This window comes from Brevundimonas sp. (assembly GCF_029946145.1).
In the GTDB taxonomy this organism is placed as follows: Bacteria; Pseudomonadota; Alphaproteobacteria; order Caulobacterales; family Caulobacteraceae; genus Brevundimonas.
In genome coordinates, this window is the sequence record NZ_JAQSDY010000030.1 from 22,246 (window position 1) to 46,491 (window position 24,246).

The following is a 24,246-nucleotide window of genomic DNA, read 5'->3' on the forward strand; positions in this document are numbered from 1 at the left end:
GCCGGGGGTGGGCGCACATCAGTTTTGGGGACGTGTGGACGCCTTCTTCAGAAGGTCTTTCTTATCTGGACGAACAGCCAGGGGCTCATCTGCGTGCGGCGCACCTCGCGGAACGACAGGGGGGCGGTGTCGCGGGGGCCGGCGTAGATTTCGCGGTCATAGCCGGTGCGGCGGTTCGAGGCGTTTCCGAGGTCGACCCTCACCGTCAGATCGCGGCGCGGCTTCCACTGGGCATAGGCGCTGACGCCGGGCTCGGCGTAAAAGTAGCGGATTTCGCGCACGCGGTAGGCGGCGCCCTTGTCGACATTGCAGCCGTGGTCAAAGCCATAGGACCAGCGGCCGCCCTTCAGGTCCTGATTGAAAGCCACGCCGCAGCCGAAGGCCTGGCTGCCCTGGAATCGCCGCTCCGCGCCGGTGACCGGGTCGACGACCGAGGTCTGTGACCAGCTGCCGCGCACCTGCAGGCGGCCGTTGGGCAAGCCGAGCTTGTCTGTCGGCAGGGTCAGGCGGGTCTGGAAGAAGTTCGAGGTCCCGTCGCCGATATTGCCAACGCCGTCGAAACCACCGGTCAGTGGAATGACGTCGACGACGTCCTCGATCTCGGCATGACTCAGGGTGAAGTCGAGAACGCCTTCATTCCAGAAGCGGCGCTCATAGATGGCCTCGAACACGGTCGCCTTCTGCGGCTCCAGGTCCGGGTTTCCGCCCTCGACCTGGCCGATGTCGATGTCGGCCGAAGCGACGAAGTCGCCGAAGTCCAGCTGGCCGACCTCGCGTTCGGCGCGGAAGCGGAACTGGTGGCCGACCCACGGCGTCCACGTCATCTGGATGCGAGGTTTGGGAAAGACGAACGATTTGGACTGGTTGCTGTCGCCCGACTGGCTGATCTCCGAGATCTCGACCCGCAAGCCCGCCTCAAGCGTGAACTTCGGACCCGGCCGCCAGGTCGTCTGGCCGAACACCTCGCCGCGCAGTTCCTCGACCCGGACCGAGGCTGACGGCAGCGGAATGACCACGCCGTTCTCTTCATAGGCGTTGGTGCTGTCGAGGAAGTTGAAGGCCACCTCGCCTCCCGTCTCGACGGCGAATTGGTCGTCGGGCCGGTAGCGCAGGGTGGCGCGGGCGATCGACTCGCCCGCGGTGGAATCGGCGTCGAAGGTCGAGCTGCCGCCAATGCCGGTCGAGACGCCCGTGTAGGCCTCTGTGCCGTAGCGTTGCAGTCCGGTCAGCTCCAGCCCGGTGCGGGGGTTCAGATCGCGGGTCCAGTTGATGCCGAGCTCGCCGTCGACTGAATCCGCCTCCTCGTCATTGAAGCTGTCGCTGCCGGCGCCCGAACGGATCAGCAGATCCTGCGAGTTCTCGTTGCCGAACCAGCCCAGCAGGCCGTTGACCTTCAGCAGGCCGTCGGCCACGCGGCGCTGGACGGCGCCGGTGGCCCGCACCGTCCGGATGCGGTCCCACAGCACCAGATCGGCGTCCTGAATCAGATTGCCGGCGGGGTCGTAGCGGCGGCGGGGGCCGTCGCCGGTCCCGTCGGTGCGATCGGTGAAGGCGTTGATCGAACCCTCGATCTGGTTGTCGCCCTCGCGGCGCGACCAGCGGGCGGCGATCACCGGACCAATGTAGCCGTCAGGATAGAAATAGGCGTTGGTCTCCAGCACGCGTTCGGTGACGACCGTTCGCACCAGAACGACGTTGGCGATCACCGAGCGCCCCTGCATGTCGATGCCCGGCGCGCCCCCGCGGATCAGTTCGATGCGGGCCACCCCGGCGCCGGAGATGCGGCGCAGGATCTGGTCCAGGCTGTCGCTCTTGGTCGAGGGCCGCACGCCGTCGATCAGGACGTTGCCGGCCGTTCCCGCCAGGCCGCGGGTGCCGCTGTCGCCGGTGTCGAGGCTGAATCCGGGCAGGCGGGCGATCATGTCCAGCGCAGTGTCGGGCCGCGCGTCGGCGAAGAAGGCTGGCTCGAACACCAGCGGGCCCTGCTGTGCCGTGGCTATTGCGGGCGCGCTTTCCGCCGGGGCGATCGGAACCGGCGCCCGCGCGGCCGACTGGAGCGTTGCGGTCTGCGAGGGCGGGGTCTGCGCTACCGCCGGCGCCGCCAGGGCGCACAGGGCCGCGCCCGCCAGCCAGACTGCCTTTTTCATCATCCTCTCCCTGTTACGGCAAAGGTGCGCGAGGGTCGGCGGCGTCTCCAGTTACAAGCTGGACAGGTGGATTAAATCGCCGACAGGCTTGGGGCGGCTCCAGGGCCGCCCCGCCGTGTGGAGGTCAGAACGTCTTGCGCAGTCGGAGCGACACGAAGGTCCGCGGGTCGATGTAGCGGTTTTCCACGAAGGCTACGGGGCGGGCCTGGGTGCGGTCGGCGAAGACGGTGCGCTGGACTTCGAAATCGTCCCAGACGTTCAGCTGGGCCCGCAGCGACAGGGTCGCGGTGGGCTTGTACTCGGCCCATACCTCGAAATAGTCGGCGCCACGGAAGCCCGAGGTCTGGTCCGGATCGTAGCTGGTCTGGCTGAGCTTGGTGATGTAGGCGCCGCCCCACTGCAGCTTCCAGGAGTTGATGTCCTGGGCGATGGTGAAGGTGGCCTGCGACGGGCGAACGCCCGAAATTCCGCGGGTCTCACCCGTGGTCGGATCGGTGACCTCGGTGTGGTTCCATGTGTTGCGGAAACCCAGCCGCCCGCCCGTGAAGCCGTACCTGTCCATCGGGACCAGTACGTTGACCGCCAGCTGGTCCAGCGTCCCGTCGCCGATATTGCCGACAGCGGAAAGGCCGCCATCCAGCGGGATCACGTCGATGGCGTCGACGATCTCGTCGTGGCGCAGGCCGACGCTGACGATGCCGTCGGTCCAGAAGCGGCGCTCATAGGTGGCTTCGGTGATCCAGCGCTGCTCCGGTTCCAGATCGGCGTTGCCGCCCAGAACATTCTCCTCGTCGAGATCCGACGAGGCGGCGAAGTCGCCGAAGTCCAGCTGCCCCAGTTCGCGCTCGAACCGGAACCGGAACTGGTTGTTCGGCATCGGCGTCCAGGTCGCCAGCACCCGGGGTTTGGGGAAGAAGAAGCTCTTCTCCTGCTCGGCGTCGCCGGATTGGGTGATCGTCGACGCCTCGACGCGCAGGCCGCCTTCGACGGTCAGGGTCGGGCGGACGCGCCAGGTCGCCTTGCCGAAGACCTCGCCGCGGGTCTCCTCGACCTTGACCGAGGCCGAGGGCAGGGGCACCGCGACGCCGCCGACGGTGAAGGCCTGCTGGATCTCCAGCATGTTGTACGCAACCTCGCCCCCGCCCTCGAAAGTCAGGGCCGACGACCGTTCGAAGCGCAGCAGCGCGCGGGCGATGGTCTCGGAGGCGTTGCCGTCGGCGATGAAGCGTTGTTCGGGGCTGTCGACGCCGCCGACGCGGGTACGCGACGTCGAAAGGTTATCGAATTCGTTGAACTGGTGGATGAACCGGGTCTCGAGGTTCAGACGGGTGCCCAGCGGACGGGTGTAGACGACCCCGAACTCGCCGCTTGAGCCATCCTCCTCATAAAGGTTCTCGCGCCGCACCGTCGGCGAGGTCTGCAGGTTGATGCTGTAATAGTCGTTGACGCCGTAACGGGCGGTCAGGTCGATCTTGCCGCCGAAAAGAGGCGTGGCGAAGTTGCCGCGGATCGAGGTGCCGCCGCCGTACTGGTCATTGAAGAAATCTTCCTGGCGGATGACGGCGCCGTTCGCGTCACGGCGAATGATGGGGCCCTCGCCGTTGGCGTCGCTCATCGACATGCCGTCGCTGAGGGTCACGCCCCAGGTCCTCTCGCCCTCCCTGGCGGTGAACTGGTAGCTGCCGCCGTACAGATCCTGTCCGCCACCGAAGATGGTGGCGTTGGCGGTCAGGATCGACTGCCGGCTGGACTCGGACCTGGTGATCACGTTCACCACGACGGCGAAGCCCTGCATGTCGATGCCGGGCGCCCCGCCGCGGACCAGCTCTATCCGTTCGACCTGGGCAGCCAGGGTGCGGCCGAGGACGGCCGATCCGGTATCGTTCTTGGAGGCCGGACGAGATCCGTTGACCAGGATGTTGCCGACCGAGCCTTCGAAGCCGCGGCTGCCGTCGCCGTCGACGACGGCGAAGCCCGGGATACGGTTGACCATGTCCAGGGCCGAGTTGGGACGCTGGTCGGCGAAGAAGTCGGGCGCGAAGATCAGGACGCCCTGTTGCGCCGCGTCCGCCTGGGGGGCGGCCTGCTGTTCGCCGGGCGTCTGGGCGGACGCCGCGCCGGCGGTCAACAGGAGCGCCGTCGTCGCCAGCAGGATGGTCTTGGTCATTGCAGGATTCCCCTCGTCATGTGACGGGAGGTGTGGCGGTCTGTCGCGGCCGCCTCCAGTTAAAAGACAGACAGGTAGATTAAATCGAGTACATCATTACACAGATGTCATGATTGTGTTCCGATTTAGTCTTGTAACTACTCAGTTACGTCAGACGACAAAGGTAAATCTGTGAAATTTCTTGTATACAGTGCGTTCATTCTGACCTTGCTGGCTGGCGCGAGCCCTCCCGTCGCTTCCGTAGCCCAGACGCCCGAGACGGAGGCGACCGAGCTGGATGAGGTGATCGTTCTGGCCCGGCGGTCCGGCGCGCCGATGTGGACAGTGACCCGGGGCGACAGCACCCTGATCCTGGTCGGCGCGATCACCGGCATTCCGCGCGACCTGTCGTGGCGACCCGACGACCTGGAAGCGGCGGCGGCGCGGTCGGACCAGATCCTGTCGCCCCAGGAGGGGCGGGCCTCGGTCACCGACCTGTTCCGCGTCATCTGGCGCGCCCGCACCATCGCCCGCATGCCCGAAGGTCAAACGACCGCCGACTATCTGACCCCCGACTATCAGGCCCGGCTGGAGGCTCTGATGGCCGGCGAGCGCAATGAGGACTGGAGGCGCAGGAGCCTTCTGTTCGTCGGCTTCGACCTGATGCAGGACAAGGCCGGCTACAGGAGCGGCCGCACCGGCGATGACGCCATGGACGTAATCCGACGCGCGGCGCGGCGGGCCCGCGTGCCGGTTCGGCCGGTCGGGACCGTGCGCGGCGACGAGTTGATCGACAGCCTGATCAATGCGCCCGAGGACGCTCACGTCCCATGCGTCCAGGCCGCCATCGCCGCCGCCGAGGCGGGGCCGGATGCGACGCGCGACCGAGCCGAGGACTGGCGGGCCCTGCGGGTTGCGGACGTCGTGGGCTCTCCCGTCGACCAGGCGCTGAACCAGTGCTGGCCATGGGGCGACCCCGAGATCGCGCCACAACTGCGGCAACAGTGGGCGGCGGCGATCGAGACGGCGATGATCTCGCCCGGCGTGACCATGGGCGTGGCGCCGGTCCGGCTTCTGGCCGAAGCGGGCGGCGTACTGGACGGGCTCGAGGCGCGCGGGTTCGAGGTGGTCGGGCCGGAGTGGAAGCCGGCGCCCTGAAAAACACAGTCCACAGCGTCTATAGCGTCTACTCAGTCCACTGCTGAAGCTTCGCTGGATTTCGGCGGAAGTCGACATGGCGGGCATGGTAGGGCCGGCCTGCGTCAGAATCGGTCGTATCAGACCGCCGTGCCGCCCACCGTCAGGCCCGTGATCTTCAGACTGGGCTGGCCGATGCCGACGGGGACGCCCTTGCCGCACAGGCCGCCGCCCGGATCGAAGGCGAAGTCGTCGCCGATCATCTGTATCCGGGGCAAGGCCGTGACAGGCGGAGGAACAGGTCTCACGGGGTGATCAGGAGGGCGCCCAGGTCCGTCTGGGGCGGGACCACGGCCGCCCAGGTCCCGTTGCCCCAGCTCCAGCCCTGATCGATATCAAAGCTGACGGCCCGAGCCGTCTCTGTCTGGAAGTCGATGAACAGCCCCTCGGCGTAGGCGGTGCTCACGGCCGAGCCGACGGGAATCTTGTCGATGGCGAACATCACCAGCACCTTTGCGGTCGGCCCGATCATGTCCATGCTGTTGCCGTGGAGCGGAAATGCACAAATCGGGGCGGGCCCTGGACCCGCGTCCGCCGACAGGCCGCAGGTCCAGGGCGAGGGCCCCTGGTTGACCACGGAGATCACCCCCGGCTGGCCGCTCGCTTCGGTCGTCAGGAGGCCCGTGGTGGCGACCTGGACGGTCTGGCCGACGTCGGCCGGGGCCGAGGCGGACATGGCGACGACGGCGTTCCCGGACAGGGCCGTGGTCGAGATGAAGGCGGCGGCCGGGTCGGACAGGGTCACGACCGTGCTCTGGAGGCAGTGCGGGATCCGGAACCAGACCAGGGGGTAACCGCCTCCGTAGCCGACGGCGGCGGTGAGGACAGGGCCGTAGCTGACCGCCGCGAAGCCGTAGAGCGCGAGGTTTCCGGTGGAAAGGGCCTGCACCGTGGCGCTTGAGAGACTGATCGTCAGGGTGCGTTGCATCAGAGGTCGATCCCGAAAAGAGGGTCGGCGGAGACGGAACCGCCGACCCTTCAAGGCCAGGTTGTACGATTCCTGGTCTAGTAGACCACGTAGAGGCTGTTGGGCAGGCCGTTGGTGATGGTGAGCGACTGTGCCCGTATGTGGTTGATCGTATACTCCTGGTCGGGCTGGACGGGGATGTTCACAGCCTGCTGGGCGGCGATCTGATAGGTCACCTGACCGGCGACGTTGTGCCGGTTTTCCAGTTCGACCCGGTCATCGAGGACGCCGGCGGGGAAGACGTAGGTGGCGCCTGCGCCGATTCTGGTTTCCATTTCGCTTCTCCTACGCGCTGGCGTCGCTGGTGATCAGCAGCGGGACGAGGCTGGCATTGGGCAGGATCGACCTGGCCCAGGTGCCGCTGCCCCACGACCAGCCCTGATTGATGTCGAAGGACACCGCCCGGGTCTGGGCCGCCGTCAGGTCGACCAGCACGCCGGACGAGAAGCATTTGTACTGGACCGTGCCGGTGTTGACCGTGTTGGTGGCGAAAGTCAGCAGCACCCGCTCGATCGGGGCCACGACGTCCATCATGTTGCCGTTCAGCGGAATGGCGCACATCGGATTGGCCACGCCGTTGGTCAGCTGCGAGATGCCGCACGTCCACGGCTGCGGGCCCTGGTTCAGCACCGAGATCGCCGACTCCGTGCCGCCGCTGGCCGACATGAGATTGCCGTACTGGTCGACGTCGGCGGTATCGCCCAGGTTCATGTCGATCGAATTCTGCGCGTTGACCGCGCCGCCCGAAATGATCTGGCTGGTGGAGATGTAGGCCTGGTACTGTTCTTGCCAGACCACCTGGGTCGACGGCAGGAAGTTGTTGGTCTTGAACCAGACCAGGGGCGCGCCGCCCTGGATGGTGCTCTGGACCGCCTTGAAAGCATACAGGCTGAAGCCCTGGGTCTTGAGGGCGGTGATGGTGTCCGACGATAGGGCGATGTCGATCTCGTATGAGGTCGCCATGGGTTTTCCTCCAAATGTCCCGGCGCGCTGGATCAGCCCGCCGCTGGTCACAGGACGCAACCAGTGAGAGAACTTTTGGTCCTTATTTCGATCTTTGCGAGCATAACCGATTGCGCGACGCGCAAGCAGCCGGCCAGTCGTTTGCGCCTCGCGCATCAGGCGCGTGGATCGACCGCTTCGGTCAGGTCGAGCAGGGCCCGGGCGGCGATCAGGGCCCGGCCAGACGGCAGTCCCGGGAACAGCTCCCGCGCCAGGCGCTCGACGGCGGGGGCCGCTTCCCGATGCGCGTCGATATGACCCCGGCCGGTGACGAGCCAGTCCAGAGAGACGTCCAGCGTCTGGCTCAGCCTGATGGCGTTGGCGATCGAGATGGCCGGACCGCGGCGCCATCGGCTGATGGCGCTCTCGTCCACGCCCAGTTCGGCGGCCAGCGCTTGAAGCTTGCCGATCCGGCGCTGCCGCAGCGCCTCGCCCAGTCGTTCGGCCCAGGCCGAGGCTTCGGTGGAAACATGCATGTGAATCCTTCCCGCATAGATTGCGGATTGGGTCTACATACAATCTATAGTTCTATACCGCCGTGCCGCCTACCGTCAGGCCGGTGATCTTCAGACTGGGCTGGCCGATGCCGACGGGGACACCCTGGCCGCCCTTGCCGCAGACGCCGACGCCGGGGTCGAAGGCGAAGTCGTCGCCGATCATCTGCACCCGCTGCAGCGCCGTGGCGCCGTCGCCGATCAGGGTCGCGCCGCGCACCGGGGCGGTGATCCTGCCGTCCTCGATCAGATAGGCCTCGGTGCACTGGAAGACGAATTTACCGTTGGTGATGTCGACCTGGCCGCCGCCGAAATTGGCGGCGTAGAGACCGCGCTTCGTCGAGGCGATCATGTCGGCCTGCTTGTCCCGGCCGCCTTCCATGAAGGTGTTGGTCATGCGCGGCATCGGCATGTGGGCGAAGGACTGGCGCCGGCCGTTGCCCGTGGCGCGGGCGCCCAGCTGGCGCGCCGACAGCCGGTCGTGCATCAGCCCGACCATGATGCCATCCTCGATCAGGACGGTGCGCGAGGTCGGGGTGCCCTCATCGTCGACCGACAGCGATCCCCGGCGGCCGGCGATGGAGCCGTCGTCGACCACGGTGACCCCCGGCGCGGCGACGCGCTTGCCCATCATGCCCGAAAAGACCGACGAGCCCTTGCGGTGGAAATCGCCCTCGAAGCCGTGGCCGATCGCCTCATGAAGCAGGACGCCGGGCCAGCCGGCGCCCAGAACCACGTCCATTTCGCCGGCCGGGCAGTCGACGGCCTCCAGATTGACCAAGGCCTGGCGCAGGGCTTCGTCGACCTGGCCCTGCCAGCGGTCGGGTGCGATCCAGGTCTCGAAGCCGGCGCGGCCGCCGGCCCCGGCCGATGCGCTCTCGCGCTTGCCGTTGGCTTCGACGGTGATGGAGACGTTCATCCGGACGAGTGGCCGCATGTCACGCACCAGCCGGCCGTCGCCGCGCAGGATCTCGATCTGACGGCGCTCGCCGATCAGGCTGGCCGAGACCTGCACGACACGCGGATCGCGGGCGCGGGCCCAGGCGTCGATCTCGGACAGCAGGGCGATCTTGTCGGAGAAGGCGGGCGAGGCGAGGGGATCGACCGCGTCGTAAAGCTGCTGGTTGGTGGCGCGCGGGGCTTCGGCGGTGACCCCGGCGTGGCCGGATTTGGCGAGGGAGGCGCTGTCGGCGGCGCGGCGGATGGCGAGGCCGCTGATTTCGTTGGCGTGGGCGTAGCCGGCGGTCTCGCCCGCCACCACCCGCAGACCGAAGCCTTCGCTGGCGTCATAGGCCGCGGACTTCAGCCGGCCGTCATCGAAGACCAGCGATTCGCTCTCGGAGCGTTCGAGGAACAGCTCCCCGTCGTCGGCTCCCTGAAGTGCGCCTTGCAGGATGGACAGGGCTTCGTCGGCGCCGACGTCGGCGCTGTCGAGAATGGCGGGAGGCGATACGAGGACGGTCATGGGCCCTAAGTAGGGGCTGACCGCCCTCGCGTCACCGGGTCAGTTCTGGTCGATGTCGCCGGAACCGGAAATCGACTGCGTCAGACTGGCGGGCCGGCGGGTCAGATCGACGTCGCCCGAGCCGGAAATGTCGATCCGGGCCGAACCGGTCGGACCGACGCGGACGTCTCCCGATCCGGAGGTGTCGACGCTGGCGTCAGTGGTCCGGAGCGCCGACAGGTCGGAATCGCCCGAACCGTTGACGTCGATCGTCGCGATCTGCGTCTGGCCGGCGGCGTCGACGTCGCCCGAACCTGAAATGTTCAGCTCGAATGTCGGCAGATCATAGGCCCGGATCGACAGGTCGGCCGAACTCTCCAGGTCGAAGGCCTTCACCGACGGGGCGGTGATCACCACTCTGAGCCGGCGATGGTTGCTCCAGCCGAACACGACGTGGTTGGTGCTGTCGTTGTCCCGGTCCCAGGTCAGGCGGCCGTCGATGAAGTTGACGCGGTCGACCATCGACTTGCGGCCGGTGATCACGACCGAGGGCGTGTCGCCCTGGATGTAGGTCACGTCGCCCGGGATCTCGACCGTCAGACGGTCGCCGCCGGTCCAGGCCAGGTTGCGGGTCACGGACGGGCTGTCGTCGCGTCTGTCGAAGGTGACCGTCTCGTATTCGTCGCCCTCGCGGAAGGTCCATTCCCAGCCGTTGCGGGCCAGGTCGTCTCCGCCGATGGCGGCGGCGCCGGACAGGGCGGCGATGCAGAGCACCAGACTGGCGCCCGTGATGATGAGAAGCGTGCGGATCATGTCAGTTCCTCCCTCAGAACTTGCCATCGGCCGGGGTCTGTTCCCCCAGGGCCGGCTTCAGCAAACGGTAGTGCAGGCGCGCGTACCAGACGGTCGCGTTGACCAGCAGGATGGTGGCGATGGCGGTGAGCGCGCCCAGCGCGGTGGCGCCGGCCATCAGGCCGAGACCGCCGAGGATCGCCGTGATAGCGCCTCCCGGGAAGCCGGCGACGGGCCCGGCGATCATCACCGCGCCCCCGCCGATGAACAGGCCGACGGCGGCCATGAAGAAGCCGAACAGAACGCCGACCACGCTCATGAAGATGGGCAGCAGGATCAGCAGGTCGATCGCGCCCAGACCCAGGACCGCGAACACGGCTCCGGCGGCGGCCGACGGGTTCTTCTCCTGATGCCAGCGCTGGGCGCCGGCCTCGGCGCGCAGTTCGCGGGCCAGGCGGTCGGGATCGCCCAGGGCGGCGGTGACCTCGGCTTCGGAGCGGCCGGCGGCGGCTCCGTCCTCGAAATGGGTCTCATAGTCCGAGGCGATGTCGGCGGCGGCGGCGGTCGGCATGCCGACCAGTCCCCGGCGCAACCGGCCCATGAATTCGGCGCGGGTCATAGTTCAGCTCCCTTGTCGGTTTTTTTCACGGCGGGCGCGGCGGCAGGCGCGGCGCCGTCGAGAACGGATTCCACCGCGCGGGCGAAGGCGCGCCACTCGGACGTCTGTGCGTCGAGCGCGGCGCGGCCGGCGTCGGTCAGGCGGTAGTATTTGCGGGACGGCCCGGACGCCGATTCGACCATATAGGTCTCGACCTGTCCGTCGGACTGCATCCGCCGCATCAGCGGGTAAATCGTCCCTTCGCCCATGTCGATCGCGTCCGACAATGTCGCTGCGATCTCATAGGCATAGCTGTCATGCCGGTTCAGAAGCGCCAGCACGCATAGCGTCAGCACTCCCTTCTTCAACTGTATCTCGATTGTTTCGGGCACCTGGTGTCCTCCTTTGATGACGAAGATGTATCGCAAGGTATCAGGTGACGCAAGGTAGCTGTCATAACATGACGAAGATGTAACGGAAGCGGGCGAGCCCCCGGACCCGCCCGCCACGACGCCCTACTGCCCGGACGCTTCGGGGGCGATCACGTGGATCACCTGACCGGCCGCGTTCAGGAATTCGATCGCGCCATAGCCCTCGGGCGTGATCGTCAGACGCAGTCGGGTCTGGTCCCGGGCGTCGTTCAGGGCCACGGCCGGCGCTCCATCCGCGCTGACGGTCAGGGCGATCCGTGTCGGGGTCGCTATGCCCGGGACCAACGAATTGCCCAGTCCCGGCTCACGCAGCAGCGGGGGCGCCTGGTTGATACCGAAGAAGACGCTTCCGTCCGGCATCACCCGCCAGCCGATCGCGTCCATGTTCGGGAAGTCCATGGCGATGACGGGTACGCCATCCCCCACGTCCTGAACTGCGAAGCCGCCGCGTTCCTGGCCCTTGGCGTTATACAGCAGGATGCCCGCGCCCGTGATTGCGCGTTGATACTCGATGCCGTCGATCACGGGGCCCGAGGTCCGTCCGGTCAGGGTCATGCGGATCGTCCCGTCGTCGCCGACGATATCGATCCGGCGGGCAGTGATCCGTTCGTGGTCCACAGTTTCGACGATGTGGCTCTCGGGGGTGCGCGTGACGATCATGCGCTCGAGCTGCTCGAGGGCCGGGCGTCGGAACTCCGGCGTGTCCAACGGCCGACCGGTGGCGTCCGGCGCTCTCGCCATATCCGGGTCCTGCGGGGTCGGGACGAGCCCGGCGGCGTGAACGGGCGCCGCCGCCGCCAGAAGCACGCTGGCCAGGCTGAAGGCGGAAATCATATGCGTTCCAGGGTTCATTGTTCTCCTCCGGAGGTCGCCACCACAGGCTGGGGCGGCATGACGATCTCCGAAGGTGTCGTGCATAGCAAGATACCTTGCGAAACCTGTATGTGATTTAATCCGTGCGCGACCGGCGGACGCGCGGCTGATCGCTTGGCAAGCGCGAGCCGATCCGATAGGGACCGGCCATCAACCGCGACAGCCCGCGAGGGCTTCGCGATCGGCTGCGACTGGTTCGCAATTTACTGCGACGAAACGGTATTCATGAGGATGTCTCGCATGGGGATGGGCACGCGGGCCCGGGCGTCGATCGGCGGTGGTCTCACCGCCCTGTGCCTGGCCGTATTCGCCGCCACGCCGACGTGGGCGAAGGAACTGGTGGGTCAGCCGACGAATGGTGCGCTCGGCTTGCAGCCGGCGGCCTCGCCCCTGAAGGTCGAGGCGCATTTCTTCCACGACATCATCCTGATGCCGATCATCACCTTCATCACCCTGCTGGTGCTGGCGCTGATCCTGTGGATCGTGGTTCGCTACAACAAGAAGTCCAACCCGGTTCCGGCCAAATGGAGCCACAACACCCTGGTCGAGGTGATCTGGACGGTCCTTCCGGTCCTGATCCTGGTGTTCATCTCGCTGTTCTCGTTCCGCCTGCTGTTCGCCTATCACGACATGCCGACGCCCGACCTGACGGTGAAGGCCACCGGCAACCAGTGGAACTGGGCCTATGAATATCCGGACCAGGGCATCGCCGAATACGTCTCCAACATGCTGCCGGAAGCCGAACTGGCCCAACGTGGCATGCCGCACAGCCTGTACCGCCTGGCCGCCGACGAGCCGATCGTGGTGCCGGTCGGCAAGACGGTCCGCGTGCTGGTCACGGCCGCCGACGTCATCCACGCCTTCGCCCTCCCGGCCTTCGGCCTGAAGACCGACGCCGTTCCGGGCCGGGTCAACGAGACCTGGTTCCGCGCCGACCGCGTCGGCACCTTCTACGGCCAGTGCTCGGAACTGTGCGGCGTCGACCACGCCTTCATGCCGATCCAGATCAACGTCGTCACCCAGGCCGAGTTCGAAGCCTGGGTCGCCTCCAAGGGTGGTTCGATGACGCCGAAGACGCCGGAACAGGCCCCGGGCGGCACTGCCGCCCAGGTCGCCGCCGGCACCACGGGCGCGCCGACCGTGTCCGAAGGCGCCGTCGCCGCCCCGACTTCCATCCCGACGGTCGGCCCCGCCGCCGCCGCCCCTGCCCAATCCGCTGCCTCCGCCCCGGCTCCCGCCGTGGCGCCGGCGGCCCAGTAACGATCCGCGAGAGCCCGCAACCATGGCCACCGCAGCCGAAAACCTCGCTTATGACCACGACGGTCATGACGACCACGACCACAAGCCGGGTTTCTTCACCCGCTGGTTCCTGTCGACCAATCACAAGGACATCGGCACGCTGTACCTGCTGTTCGCCATCATGGCGGGCCTGGTGGGCGGCATCCTGTCGGGCTTCATCCGCCTCGAATTGGCCGAACCGGGCATCCAGTATTTCGTCCAGGGCGGCCTGATCGACAAGCTGGGCCTCGTTGAGGCGTCCAAGCACGGATACAACGTCACCGTCACGGCCCACGCCCTGATCATGATCTTCTTCATGGTCATGCCGGCGATGATCGGCGGCTTCGGCAACTGGTTCGTTCCGATCATGATCGGCGCGCCGGACATGGCCTTCCCGCGCATGAACAACGTCTCGTTCTGGCTGCTGGTCGCGGCCTGGGTGCTGCTGTGCCTGTCGATGTTCGTCGACGGCGGCCCGGGCAAGGGCTTCGGCGGCGGCTGGACCATCTATCCGCCGCTCTCCACGACCGGTCACCCCGGTCCGGCCATGGATCTGGCGATCTTCTCGCTGCACGTGGCGGGCGCCAGTTCGATTCTGGGCGCGATCAACTTCATCACCACCATCTTCAACATGCGGGCGCCGGGCATGACGCTGCACCGGATGCCCCTGTTCGCCTGGTCGGTGCTGATCACCGCCTTCCTGCTGCTGCTGTCGCTGCCTGTCCTGGCCGGCGCCATCACCATGCTGCTGGCCGACCGCAACTTCGGCACCAGCTTCTTCGACCCGGCCGGCGGCGGCGACCCCGTCATGTTCCAGCACCTGTTCTGGTTCTTCGGCCACCCCGAGGTCTACATCCTGATCCTGCCGGGCTTCGGCATCATCAGCCACATCGTCTCGACCTTCTCGAAGAAGCCCATCTTCGGCTATCTCGCCATGGCCTACGCCATGGTCGCCATCGGCTTCGTCGGCTTCATCGTGTGGGCGCACCACATGTACACGGTCGGCATGAGCGTGAACCTGCGCGCCTACTTCATCGCCGCCACCATGATCATCGCGGTGCCGACGGGCGTGAAGATCTTCAGCTGGATCGCCACCATGTGGGGCGGTTCCATCAGCTTCAAGACGCCCATGCTGTGGGCGATCGGCTTCATCTTCCTGTTCACCGTCGGCGGCGTGACCGGCGTGGTCCTGGCCAACGCGGGCATCGATTACAGCCTGCACGACACCTATTACGTCGTGGCCCACTTCCACTACGTGCTGTCGCTGGGCGCCGTCTTCGCCATCTTCGCCGGCTTCTACTACTGGTTCGAGAAGATGTTCGGCGTGAAGTACAATGAGTTCCTCGGCTGCCTTCACTTCTGGATCATGTTCGTAGGCGTGAACCTGGTGTTCTTCCCGCAGCACTTCCTCGGTCTGCAGGGCATGCCGCGGCGCTACGTCGACTACGCGGACGGCTACGCCTACTGGAACATGGTTTCGTCGATCGGCTATGCGATCACGGCCGTCGGCGTGCTGGTCTTCCTGATCATGCTGGCCGAGTCCGCGATCCGCCGCCGCAAGGGCGTCGCCAACCCGTGGGGCGAAGGCGCCACGACGCTGGAGTGGACCCTGTCCTCGCCGCCGCCGCATCACCAGTTCAACGAACTGCCGGTGGTCAAGAGCGACGAGCACTAGGAACTACCCAGCCCCGTCATCCTCGGGCTTGTCCCGAGGATCCATGACGGGATTGGCGCGATGGAATGCGAAGGGGGCTCAGGCGTCGGTGCGTCTGGGCCCTCGTCCGTTGCGACGGAAGAATGGGTCCTCGGGACAAGCCCGAGGACGACGGAGTAGAAGGTAGCGGATGCCCGCCGACGCCACGCCACCCGCGATCTCGATGGCCCAGCCGGAAGACTTCTTCCAGCTGCTGAAGCCGCGCGTGATGTCGCTGGTGATCTTCACCGCCGTCACCGGTCTGGTCGTGGCCGGCGGCGACATCGACTGGATATCGGGCGTCATCGCCATCCTGTGCATCGCCGTGGGCGCCGGCGCGGCGGGGGCGCTGAACATGGCGCTGGAGGGCGAGACCGACGCCCTGATGCGGCGCACGCGGGGCCGCCCGGTCGCGGCGGGGCGCGTGAACAAGAACGATGCGATGACGTTCGGCGTCATCCTGTCGGTCTTCTCGGTCATGCTGCTGGGCATGACGACCAACTGGCTGGCCGGCGGCCTGCTGCTGCTGACCATCGTCTATTACGCGGCCTTCTACACCCTGCTGCTGAAGCGTCGGACGCCCCAGAACATCGTCATCGGCGGGGCGGCGGGCGCCTTCCCGCCGGTGATCGGCTGGGCCGCGGCGACCGGCCAGGCGCCGTGGCAGGCGTGGCTGCTGTTCCTGATCATCTTCCTGTGGACCCCGCCGCACAGCTGGGCCCTGGCCCTGTATTCGGCGGGCGACTACGCCAAGGCGGGCATTCCGATGATGCCCGTGGCGCGCGGAGCGAAGAGCACCCGGCTGCAGATACTGCTCTACACCCTGGTCTTCGTGCCCGTGGCGGTCGCGCCGGGGCTGACGGGGATGGGCGGCCTTCTGTATCTGGCCGTGTCCATCATCGGGGGCCTGGGCTTCCTGTTCCTCGCCGCGCGCCTGTATCGCAGCCGCGCCGGCGACCAGCCCGACAAGGCCGAGGCCGTGGGACGAGAGGCCGCATTGTATGATGTCCGCGCCGAGGCCAAACCGGCGCGCAACCTGTTCGCCTTCTCGATCCTGTATCTGATGGCCCTGTTCGCGGCCCTGTTGGTCGAGAGCGTCGCCGCCATCCCTGGACTGTAACCACCATGACCCGCCTGACTCCGGAACAGCTGCAAGCCCGCAACAAGCGCAACCTGGCCATCGCCGGGGCGCTGGTCGTCTTCATCGTGCTGGTGTTCGGCGTGACCGTGCTGAACCTGAAGCGCAATCTGGACGCCCGCGCCGACGCGATCGCCGAGGGCCGTCCGGTCGGCTACGCCGGATGAAACTGTCCCGTAACGCCATCGCCATCGCCTGCGCCGTGGGCGTCATGGGCATGACCGGCGCGGCCTTCGCGGCGGTGCCGCTGTACCGCATGTTCTGTCAGGTGACCGGCTTCGACGGCACGGTCCGCAAGGCCGAGAAAGCGCCCGACCACATGCTGGACGAGACGGTGCTGATTCGTTTCGACACCAATGTCCGCGACCTGCCGATGACCTTCCGCGCGGAACAGGTCAGCCAGCGGGTGCGAATCGGCGAGACCGGCATGGCCTATTTCGACGTGACGAACACCTCGGACCAGCCGATCCACGCCACGGCGTCCTACAATGTCGTGCCCGAACGGGCGGGCCCGTATTTTCAGAAACTGCAGTGCTTCTGCTTCGAGGGGCAGACGATCCAGCCCGGCGAGACCCTGAAATTCCCGGTCCAGTATTTCGTCGCGCCCGAGATGGCGACGGATCGCGAGAGCCGCGGCGTCCGCGAAATCACCCTCAGCTACACCTTCTATCCGACCCGGCCCGCCGAACTGGCGTCCAACGCCGGCCAAGCGGCTCGCCAACCCTCTGGCGCAGCCGGATAGCGGACGCTATAGCCTGCCGCATACGTATCTCGACCACTTCAAGAGACCCTGATGGCCGACGCTCACGCCACTCCGCACCACGACTATCACCTGGTGAACCCCAGCCCCTGGCCGCTGGTCGCTTCCATCGCCGTCACGACCATGATGGTCGGGGCCGTGGTCTGGATGAAGGGTCTGGTCGGCGAGGACGCCGGTCAGGTCGCCGCCGCCCTTCTGGCCAAGGGCGACAAGGCCCTGTTCTTCGCCGGTTTCGCCGGCGTGCTGGTGTCGATGTTCGGCTGGTGGGCCGACGTGATCAAGGAGAGCAAGGCGGGTGATCACACGCCGGTCGTCTCCCTCGGCCTGCGCTACGGCATGATGCTGTTCATCGCCTCGGAGGTGATGTTCTTCGTGGCCTTCTTCTGGATGTTCTTCGAGATGGCGGTCTTCAACGAAGCCCGCGCCCACATTCCGGAAGTCAGCAACTGGGCCAACACGGCCGCCGCCTGGTCGACCTGGCCGCCCAAGGGCGTCGAGACGCTGGACGCCTGGCAGTTGCCGCTGCTGAACACCGTGATCCTGCTGCTGTCGGGCACGACCGTCACCTGGGCGCACCACGCGCTGCAGGTCGGCGACCGCAAGGCCGCCAAGATCGGCCTGGCCATCACCGTCGCCCTCGGCATCCTGTTCACCGCGGTTCAGGCCTATGAGTACCAGCACATCATCCACGAGAACCTGTTCTTCAACGAGGAAGCGGCGAACTCGGGCCTCTACGGTTCGATCTTCTTCATGGCGACCGGCTTCCACGGCTTCCACGTCCTGATCGGCACCATCTTCCTGATCGTCTGCCTGCTTCGCCTTCTGGCCGGCCAGATGAGCCCGGCCAAGCATTTCGGCTTCGAAGCCGCGGCCTGGTACTGGCATTTCGTGGACGTGGTCTGGCTGTTCCTCTTCGCCTTCGTCTACGTCACCTTCGGGTGACGGAAGGCCCCACAGGGCTTGATCCTCAACCGGCGCGGGTCGATCCGATCCGCGCCGGACTTCTTTGCCGCTGTCCCAACTGCGGCAAGGGTCCGCTGTTCGCCGGCTTCCTGAAGGTGGTCGAGCGCTGCGCGGTCTGCGGCTTCGACTTCACCCGGATGAACACGGGAGACGGCGCCGCCATCTTCGTGATGCAGATCGCCGGCGGGATCGTGGTGTTCGGGGCCCTGTTCATCCAGATCGCTTACAATCCGCCGATATGGGCCATGCTGGCCGTCGCCCTGCCGCTGACGGCGGCGCTGTCGATCGGGTTGATGCGCCCGGGCAAGGGCGTGATGATCGCCCTGCAGATGCGCAACAAGGCTGGCCAGGCGCGCAATGACGATTGAGGCGGCACGCGTCCGGTTTCCGTGGGGCCTGACGATCGTCTGCGTCCTCGCCTGCGTCCTGCTGGTCTCGCTGGGCGTCTGGCAGGTCCAGCGGATGCAGTGGAAGGCCGGCCTGATTGCCGAGGCCGAGGCGGCGGCTACCCATCCGCCCGTTCCGGTGATGCAGGTCTATCGGCCCCGTCATGAATTCCGCAGCGTCATCATCGACTGCCCCGGTCTGGCCACCGCGCCGTTCGTCGAGATGAAGACCATCGAAAACGGCGAGATCGGCGTCCGCCTGATCTCGGCCTGCCCCCTGCCCAGCAAGCCCTTCGTCACCCTGATTGACCGCGGCTTCGTGTCCGCGGCCATTTCCGCGCGCCCGTCCGTCCGGCCTTCGAACGAATCTGTGCGGATCATCGGCCAGCTGCGCATGCCGCCCAAACCGTCGGAGTTCGCTCCGCCGCCCGAGGGCGATGTCTTCTACGCCCGCGACCACCTCGCGATGGGCCGGGCCTTGGGCGTCCGCAAATGGCTGGCCAGTCCGATGATCTTCGCCACCACCTCGTCCAACCCCGAATGGCTGGCGCTCGAACCCTCGGCGCCGCCCGCCGCCTTCTCGAACAACCACCTCGGCTATGCGTTGACATGGTTCGGGCTGGCGCTGGCCCTCGCCGGTTTCTACATCGTCCTGCTGCGTCGAAAGCTCACCTCCTGACCGCCACCTTGCACACCCTGTCCAACGGCGTCCGCGTCGTCTGCGATCCGATGCCCGGCCTGCGCACCCTGGCCCTGACCGTCGCCGTCCGCGGCGGGGCGAAATGGGAGACCGAAGCCACCTCGGGCTGGTCCCATTGCCTCGAACACCTCGTCTTCAAGGGCGCAGGCGACATGGGCGCGCGCGAGATCGTCGAACGGATCGAGGCCGAGGGCGGGTCGCTGAATGCTTCCACCGGCTATGAGCGCACCAGTTTCGAGGTTCGCGCGCTGGACGGCTCCCTGCCGCTGGCCATGCAGGTGGTGTCGGATCTGGTCTTCCGTCCCACGCTCGATTCCGACGAGATCGAGCGCGAGAAGGACGTGGTCGCCCAGGAGATCGCCGAGGCCTTCGACACGCCCGACGACCATGTGTTCGAAATGGCCCAGACCCAGGCCTGGAAAGGACAGCCGCTGGGCCGCCCGATCCTGGGCTCGGTGAAGAGCCTGCAGCCGATCACCCGCGCCTCGATCAGCGACTGGCGCGCGCGCCTGTATTCGCCCGACCGTATGGTGGTGGCGGTGTCCGGGGCGGTCGACGAGGCCGAGCTTCTGGCCCTGGCGGAGCGCTGGTTCGGCGCGGAGACGGCGATGGCGGCGGCCGAGCCGGACGTTCCGCGTTTCACCGGCGGTGACGCGGCCCTGTCGCGGCGGATCGAGCAGGCCAATATCGTTTTCCAGCTGCCGGCCCCGGCGGCGGGGGATCCGGCCTATGCCGCGGCGCGGCTGATGACCGAGATCCTGGGCGGCGGCATGGCCTCGCGCCTGTTCCAGAGCGCCCGCGAGGAGCGGGGTCTGGCCTATGCCATCGACGCCTATCACGAGCCCTATGAGGATGCTGGCGTCCTGGGAATCTACGCCGGCGCAGCCGCCGAACGGGCGGTCGAGCTGGCCAGGGTCTGCGCCGCCGAGCTGAGGGCCCTGGCGGAAACGGGACCGACGGCGGCGGAGCTGTCGCGGGCCAAGGCCGTGATGAACGCGGGCCTGTGGATGTCGGACGAAAGTCCGTCGGCGCGCGCGGGCCGGGCGGCGGCGCAGGTGCTGATGTTCGGCGCCCCGATCCCGTCGGAGACCATGGCCGAACGCATGCTGGCCCAGACGGCGGAGGACGTGCGCGGGGCGGCGGCGCTGTCACTGGGCGGCGGCAAGGCCGCGACCGCGGTGCTGGGGCCGAAGGCTGCGGCGCCCGCCGGGGAGGCGTTCCACCAGACCCTTTTCGGCTGACTGTCCCGCTTCACCCGCCCCTTCGGGTTCGCCCGCGGCGCCCCCGGAAGGACAGAAAAGGGGAGGCACCGCTTTCCAAAGTCCCTCGTCGGACGCTATCTTTTCACATGGCCCTGCTGGACTGGATCAATGAGGCGACCGGTCCGGTTGTGAAGGGCGCCGGCGTCACCCTGAGGGCCCCGCGCGCCGGGGACCACGAGGCCTGGGCGACCCTGCGTCAGGCCAGCCACGCCTATCTGCAGCCGTGGGAGCCCAGCTGGCCCGAGGACGATCTGACCCGGGCCGCCTACAAGCGGCGGCTGGCGATCTATGCGCGTGAAATGGAAGTCGGCAACGCCTGGCCCTTCTTCATCTTCGCGGATGCGGACCAGGCGCTGATCGGCGCCATCACCCTGTCCAATATCCGGCGCGGCGTGGCCGAGACGGGGACCCTGGGCTACTGGATCGGCAAGCCTTTCGCGGGGCGGGGGCACGCGACGGCGGCGGTGCGAGCCATGGTCGCCTACGCCTTCGACGATCTGAACCTGCACCGGGTCGAGGCGGCCTGCGTGCCCGGCAACCTCGCCTCGCGCCGGGTTCTGGAAAAAGCGGGCTTCGAACTCGAGGGGCAGGCCCGGGCTTATCTCAAAATTAACGGCGCATGGGCAGACCATCTCCTGTTCGGCGTCGTGAATGACGGAGCCGCGCGTGGCGGCTGATCAGGGGTGATCCCTGGGGGCCCGTCCAGTCAGGACCCGGTAAGGCGTTTGAACACTCGCTCCAGAAGTCTGGCCTGGGACGCGACGACCGCCATCGAGGCGCTGGCCGCCGCCGATGCCGCGCTGTGGATCTGGACGCCCGCCGACGACCAGATGCGCTTCACCGGGGCCACCCGGGCGCTGGGCCTCGGTCCGCTGGCGCCGGAGTGTTCAGGCGCGGCCTTCACCGCCGTGGCGACGCCGCAGGACCGGTCGCTGGCCGAAAAGATTCTCAAGCCACAGGAGGAGGGGACCGAGGTCGCCGTGCGCCTGCGCATGCGCGACTCCGAGACCTGCATCTGGCGCGGCGTCTGGCTGGAAGACGGCCTGCGCGCCGCCGGGGTCGTCGCCCTGGAGACAAAGTTCGCGGCCTCGCACCGGGATCACCTGACGGGGTTGCTGGACCGGCGCACCTTCCTGGCCCGCGCCGGCGAGACCCTGACCCAACCCGGCGACTATGAGCTGGTTGTGGCCGATGTCGACCGCCTTCGCCGGCTGAACGAGGCGCTGGGGCATGCGCGGGCCGATCTGGTCCTGTCCGCCCTCGGTTCGCGCCTCAACGCCGCCTTCGCCCATGACGCCAACGCCGCCCGCATCGGCGAGGACGAGTTCGCCGTCCTGGCCCCGCGCGGCACGGGCATGGTGGCCGAACGGGTGCGCGAGGCGATGGAACAGCCGCTGCGGATCGCCGGCTTCGACATCTATCCGACCGTCTCGATCGGCTCGGCCTCGGCCGAGGGCGGGCCGGACGCGCCCGATCCCGCGGAACTGCTGCGCCGCGTCGAACTGGCCGTCGAACAGGCCAAGACGGCGGGCCGCGGCGGCGTGGCGGCCTATGGCCGGGCGCTGGAAAGCGACAGCCTGTCCCGTCTGGCGCTCGAGGCCGACCTGAGGAACGCCTTCGTCCGCGGCGAGATCGAGCCCTTCTATCAGCCGATCGTGAACCTGCTGACCGGGGCGGTCGCCGGGTTCGAGGCCCTGGCCCGCTGGCGTCACCCCAAGCGCGGACTGGTGCCACCCGACGAATTCCTGGGTCTGGCCGACGAGATGGGCCTGATGAACGAACTGGGCCTGCTGATGATGACCTCGGCGTCGCGCCAGCTGGCCGAATGGCTGCAGCGCCATCCGTCGGCGGGCAAGCTGTTCTGCAGCGTCAATCTGTCGGTAGGCGAGATCGAACGGGCCGATCTGGTCGCGGACGTCACCCGCATCATCACCGAGGCCGGCCTGCCCAAGAGCGCGCTGAAGCTGGAGGTGACCGAGGGCGACATCATGCGCGACACCTCGCGTGCGGCTGACACCCTGACGCGGCTGCGCGAGGCCGGGGCGTCGCTGGCGCTGGACGATTTCGGCACCGGCTTCTCGTCCCTCACGTGGCTGGCCAAGCTGCCGTTCGATACGCTGAAGATCGACCGCTATTTCGTTCTGACCATGGACAAGGACGAGGGCTCTTCGAAGATCGTCAAGTCGGTGGTCAATCTGGGCCGCGATCTGGGCCTCGACGTCGTCGCCGAGGGGGTCGAGAACGCCGGACTGGCCAAGCTGCTGCTGGACGCCCAGTGCCACTACGGCCAGGGCTTCGGCTACGCCCAGGCCCTGCCGGCCCAGGAGGCCGAGGTCTATCTGAACGAATCCCTGGCCGACGGCACGGCGCCGATCAGGGCGCGGTCGGCCTAGGATGGCGGACGGCAAGCCGCCGGTGCTCGTGAGAATATTGCCTGTTGTTCTCGCCATCGCCCTGGTGGGGTGGGGCGCCTACGATCGGATGAAGGCCCGCAGTCCAGCGCCCATCTTCGAGGCCGTCAGGGCCAGCGATCCAACGATTGGCGATGTGGCGATCGAGCTGATCAACACCGGCCAGTTCCGGGACGCTGACGGCCGTCAGGACGCCGTGCTTGAACTGTGGTGCGGAACGGTGAAAGGCCGCGCAGACGGCTTGGTCGGGGTGGTTGCCCGCCGGTCTCACAGGTCCAGCCCCGTGCGCGTGAAGGAATTGGCTCCGGGCTGGGACGACACGCTTACAGATCGCCAGCGTTGGCTGCTCACGGCATGCCGCCGCGTGAGCTCCTAAGCCCGGCCGATCTGTCCCGACAGTCGCGCCGGATCGACGCCCAGACCGGCCAGCACCCGGCCCCATTTGCTCTCGTGGTCGGGGTCGAAGATCAGCTCGGGATCGGCGTCGGCGACCAACCAGACATTCTCGCCCAGTTCGTCCTCCAGCTGGCCGTCGCCCCAGCCGGCGTAGCCGAGCAGCAGCACCGAGTGGTGCGGGCCCATAGCCGGATCCACCATGGCCAGCAGCGCCTCGCGCGTGCCTGTCATGGCGAAGCCGGCGCCGAACGCCAGCGAGGCGTCGTCGACCAGCCAGTCGTCGGTGTGCAGCACAAAGCCCCGCTCGCGCTCCACCGGCCCGCCGATCAGCACGGCGCGGCTGGCGGCATCGTCGGTCACGGGGGTGTCCAGCCGGGTCAGAACCTTCTTCAGGTTCACGCCGGGCGCGGGCCGGTCCAGCCTCAGCCCCATGGCGTGATCCGGCCGGTGGGCGCAGATCAGGATGACCGCGTGCTCGAACCGGGGGTCGCTGATGCCGGGCATGGCCACCAGCAGCCGCCCGGCCAGGGATTGGAATTCGTCCATGACCCTATCATCGGCATGGACGGCGGCGTTCGCAAGTCGGGGCGGTTGGCGGGAGGGGCGGCAACGCCTATCTGAGCGGAACGTTTTGTCCTCACACCCATCCCGGAGCCTGCCCATGACCGTCCAGATCGGCGACCGCATCCCCTCGTCCAACCTGACCCGCGCCACCGACGACGGCCCCAGGCCGGTCACCACCGACGACATCTTCGCCGGCAAGACCGTGGCCCTGTTCGCCGTACCCGGCGCTTTCACCCCGACCTGCTCGGCGTATCACCTGCCGGGCTACAAGGACCTGCGCGAGGACCTGGCCGGCAAGGGCGTGGACACGATCGCCTGTGTCTCGGTCAACGACGCCTTCGTCATGGGCGCCTGGGCCGACAGCCAGGGCGTCGGCAAGGACGAGATCGTCATGCTGGGCGACGGCAACGGCGACTTCACCCGCCAGTTGGGCCTGTCGATGGACGCCACGGGCTTCGGCATGGGCGAGCGGTCGCAGCGCTATTCCATGCTGGTCAGGGACGGCCTGGTCGAACAGCTGAACATCGAACAGCCGGGCGAGTTCAAGGTTTCGTCGGCGGAGCACCTGCTGGCTCAGCTTTAAAGGCGCTATCGCTCGGGACGC

At 67.4% G+C, this 24,246-nt stretch carries 26 protein-coding genes and 1 pseudogene; 14 read left to right on the top strand and 13 right to left on the bottom strand.

The features are described from left to right. Positions 1–47: 47 nt before the first annotated feature. Positions 48–2,147: a TonB-dependent siderophore receptor gene (locus PSV23_RS16325; RefSeq protein WP_300471142.1), complete on the bottom strand. Its 2,100-nt coding sequence runs from the start codon at positions 2,145–2,147 to the stop codon at positions 48–50. Between the two features lie 124 nt (positions 2,148–2,271). Further along, positions 2,272–4,314, bottom strand: coding sequence for a TonB-dependent receptor domain-containing protein (locus tag PSV23_RS16330; RefSeq protein WP_300471144.1), 2,043 nt, complete (start codon positions 4,312–4,314; stop codon positions 2,272–2,274). A 171-nt stretch (positions 4,315–4,485) separates the two neighbouring features. Between PSV23_RS16330 and PSV23_RS16335 the strand changes: the two genes are divergently transcribed. Then, a complete protein-coding gene (locus PSV23_RS16335) occupies positions 4,486–5,451 on the top strand; it encodes a TraB/GumN family protein (RefSeq protein WP_300471146.1) in 966 nt (321 codons plus the stop codon). Between the two features lie 119 nt (positions 5,452–5,570). Here the strand turns inward: PSV23_RS16335 and PSV23_RS16340 are convergent. From PSV23_RS16340 to PSV23_RS16385, 10 genes and pseudogenes are all read right to left on the bottom strand, one after another. Then, positions 5,571–5,714, bottom strand: a pseudogene (locus PSV23_RS16340) (hypothetical protein); the annotation flags it as partial. A 20-nt stretch (positions 5,715–5,734) separates the two neighbouring features. Then, the gene (locus tag PSV23_RS16345) at positions 5,735–6,418 is read right to left on the bottom strand and encodes a hypothetical protein (RefSeq protein WP_300471148.1); all 684 of its coding nucleotides are present in this window, start codon (positions 6,416–6,418) and stop codon (positions 5,735–5,737) included. A gap of 77 nt (positions 6,419–6,495) precedes the next feature. Beyond that, entirely contained in the window at positions 6,496–6,732 is a 237-nt protein-coding gene (locus PSV23_RS16350) for a hypothetical protein (RefSeq protein WP_300471150.1), read from the bottom strand. A 10-nt stretch (positions 6,733–6,742) separates the two neighbouring features. Next, a complete protein-coding gene (locus tag PSV23_RS16355) occupies positions 6,743–7,420 on the bottom strand; it encodes a hypothetical protein (protein ID WP_300471153.1) in 678 nt (225 codons plus the stop codon). A gap of 155 nt (positions 7,421–7,575) precedes the next feature. Further along, positions 7,576–7,935 (bottom strand): helix-turn-helix transcriptional regulator, encoded by a 360-nt coding sequence (locus PSV23_RS16360; protein WP_300471157.1) that lies wholly within the window; start codon positions 7,933–7,935, stop codon positions 7,576–7,578. 52 nt (positions 7,936–7,987) lie between these two features. Then, the gene (gene tldD, locus PSV23_RS16365; protein ID WP_300471160.1) at positions 7,988–9,418 is read right to left on the bottom strand and encodes a metalloprotease TldD; all 1,431 of its coding nucleotides are present in this window, start codon (positions 9,416–9,418) and stop codon (positions 7,988–7,990) included. Between the two features lie 39 nt (positions 9,419–9,457). Further along, complete coding sequence (locus PSV23_RS16370; RefSeq protein WP_300471164.1) at positions 9,458–10,210, bottom strand: GIN domain-containing protein; 753 nt, start codon at positions 10,208–10,210, stop codon at positions 9,458–9,460. Between the two features lie 13 nt (positions 10,211–10,223). Beyond that, on the bottom strand, positions 10,224–10,808 hold the full coding sequence (locus PSV23_RS16375; RefSeq protein ID WP_300471167.1) for a DUF1700 domain-containing protein: 585 nt from the start codon (positions 10,806–10,808) through the stop codon (positions 10,224–10,226). Then, positions 10,805–11,179 carry a PadR family transcriptional regulator gene (locus tag PSV23_RS16380; protein ID WP_300471170.1) on the bottom strand — a complete coding sequence of 125 codons (375 nt, stop codon included), beginning with the start codon at positions 11,177–11,179 and terminating at the stop codon, positions 10,805–10,807. The genes PSV23_RS16375 and PSV23_RS16380 overlap by 4 nt, the downstream gene beginning before the upstream one ends. Before the next feature lie 123 nt (positions 11,180–11,302). Continuing rightward, positions 11,303–12,052 (bottom strand): hypothetical protein, encoded by a 750-nt coding sequence (locus PSV23_RS16385; protein ID WP_300471174.1) that lies wholly within the window; start codon positions 12,050–12,052, stop codon positions 11,303–11,305. A 264-nt stretch (positions 12,053–12,316) separates the two neighbouring features. Here PSV23_RS16385 and coxB point away from each other — a divergent pair, with 264 nt between their 5' ends. The 12 genes from coxB to PSV23_RS16445 all read left to right on the top strand — a co-directional run bounded on the left by coxB (position 12,317) and on the right by PSV23_RS16445 (position 23,058). Then, on the top strand, positions 12,317–13,351 hold the full coding sequence (coxB, locus tag PSV23_RS16390) for a cytochrome c oxidase subunit II (RefSeq protein WP_300471177.1): 1,035 nt from the start codon (positions 12,317–12,319) through the stop codon (positions 13,349–13,351). 22 nt (positions 13,352–13,373) lie between these two features. After that, positions 13,374–15,044 (top strand): cytochrome c oxidase subunit I, encoded by a 1,671-nt coding sequence (gene ctaD, locus PSV23_RS16395; RefSeq protein ID WP_300471179.1) that lies wholly within the window; start codon positions 13,374–13,376, stop codon positions 15,042–15,044. A gap of 169 nt (positions 15,045–15,213) precedes the next feature. Further along, positions 15,214–16,182: a heme o synthase gene (cyoE, locus tag PSV23_RS16400; RefSeq protein WP_300471182.1), complete on the top strand. Its 969-nt coding sequence runs from the start codon at positions 15,214–15,216 to the stop codon at positions 16,180–16,182. 5 nt (positions 16,183–16,187) lie between these two features. Continuing rightward, a complete protein-coding gene (locus tag PSV23_RS16405) occupies positions 16,188–16,367 on the top strand; it encodes a hypothetical protein (RefSeq protein WP_300471184.1) in 180 nt (59 codons plus the stop codon). Further along, positions 16,364–16,942, top strand: coding sequence for a cytochrome c oxidase assembly protein (locus PSV23_RS16410; RefSeq protein WP_300471187.1), 579 nt, complete (start codon positions 16,364–16,366; stop codon positions 16,940–16,942). Before PSV23_RS16405 ends, PSV23_RS16410 begins: the two co-directional genes overlap by 4 nt. A gap of 51 nt (positions 16,943–16,993) precedes the next feature. Next, positions 16,994–17,902 carry a cytochrome c oxidase subunit 3 gene (locus PSV23_RS16415; RefSeq protein ID WP_300471189.1) on the top strand — a complete coding sequence of 303 codons (909 nt, stop codon included), beginning with the start codon at positions 16,994–16,996 and terminating at the stop codon, positions 17,900–17,902. Then, positions 17,899–18,291, top strand: coding sequence for a DUF983 domain-containing protein (locus tag PSV23_RS16420; protein WP_300471191.1), 393 nt, complete (start codon positions 17,899–17,901; stop codon positions 18,289–18,291). Before PSV23_RS16415 ends, PSV23_RS16420 begins: the two co-directional genes overlap by 4 nt. Further along, positions 18,281–18,988 (top strand): SURF1 family protein, encoded by a 708-nt coding sequence (locus tag PSV23_RS16425; RefSeq protein WP_300471193.1) that lies wholly within the window; start codon positions 18,281–18,283, stop codon positions 18,986–18,988. The genes PSV23_RS16420 and PSV23_RS16425 overlap by 11 nt, the downstream gene beginning before the upstream one ends. 50 nt (positions 18,989–19,038) lie before the next feature. Beyond that, positions 19,039–20,250: a pitrilysin family protein gene (locus tag PSV23_RS16430; protein WP_300471376.1), complete on the top strand. Its 1,212-nt coding sequence runs from the start codon at positions 19,039–19,041 to the stop codon at positions 20,248–20,250. A gap of 107 nt (positions 20,251–20,357) precedes the next feature. Then, complete coding sequence (locus tag PSV23_RS16435) at positions 20,358–20,948, top strand: GNAT family protein (protein WP_300471195.1); 591 nt, start codon at positions 20,358–20,360, stop codon at positions 20,946–20,948. 48 nt (positions 20,949–20,996) lie between these two features. Beyond that, positions 20,997–22,664 (top strand): bifunctional diguanylate cyclase/phosphodiesterase, encoded by a 1,668-nt coding sequence (locus tag PSV23_RS16440; protein WP_300471197.1) that lies wholly within the window; start codon positions 20,997–20,999, stop codon positions 22,662–22,664. Between the two features lies 1 nt (position 22,665). Beyond that, the gene (locus PSV23_RS16445; RefSeq protein WP_300471199.1) at positions 22,666–23,058 is read left to right on the top strand and encodes a hypothetical protein; all 393 of its coding nucleotides are present in this window, start codon (positions 22,666–22,668) and stop codon (positions 23,056–23,058) included. Here PSV23_RS16445 and PSV23_RS16450 read toward each other — a convergent pair. After that, a complete protein-coding gene (locus tag PSV23_RS16450; protein ID WP_300471201.1) occupies positions 23,055–23,624 on the bottom strand; it encodes a YqgE/AlgH family protein in 570 nt (189 codons plus the stop codon). The genes PSV23_RS16445 and PSV23_RS16450 overlap by 4 nt on opposite strands. A 115-nt stretch (positions 23,625–23,739) precedes the next feature. On the opposite strand from PSV23_RS16450, the gene PSV23_RS16455 reads away from it, so the two are divergent. Next, the gene (locus PSV23_RS16455; RefSeq protein ID WP_300471203.1) at positions 23,740–24,225 is read left to right on the top strand and encodes a peroxiredoxin; all 486 of its coding nucleotides are present in this window, start codon (positions 23,740–23,742) and stop codon (positions 24,223–24,225) included. The last annotated feature ends 21 nt before the right edge of the window (positions 24,226–24,246 follow it).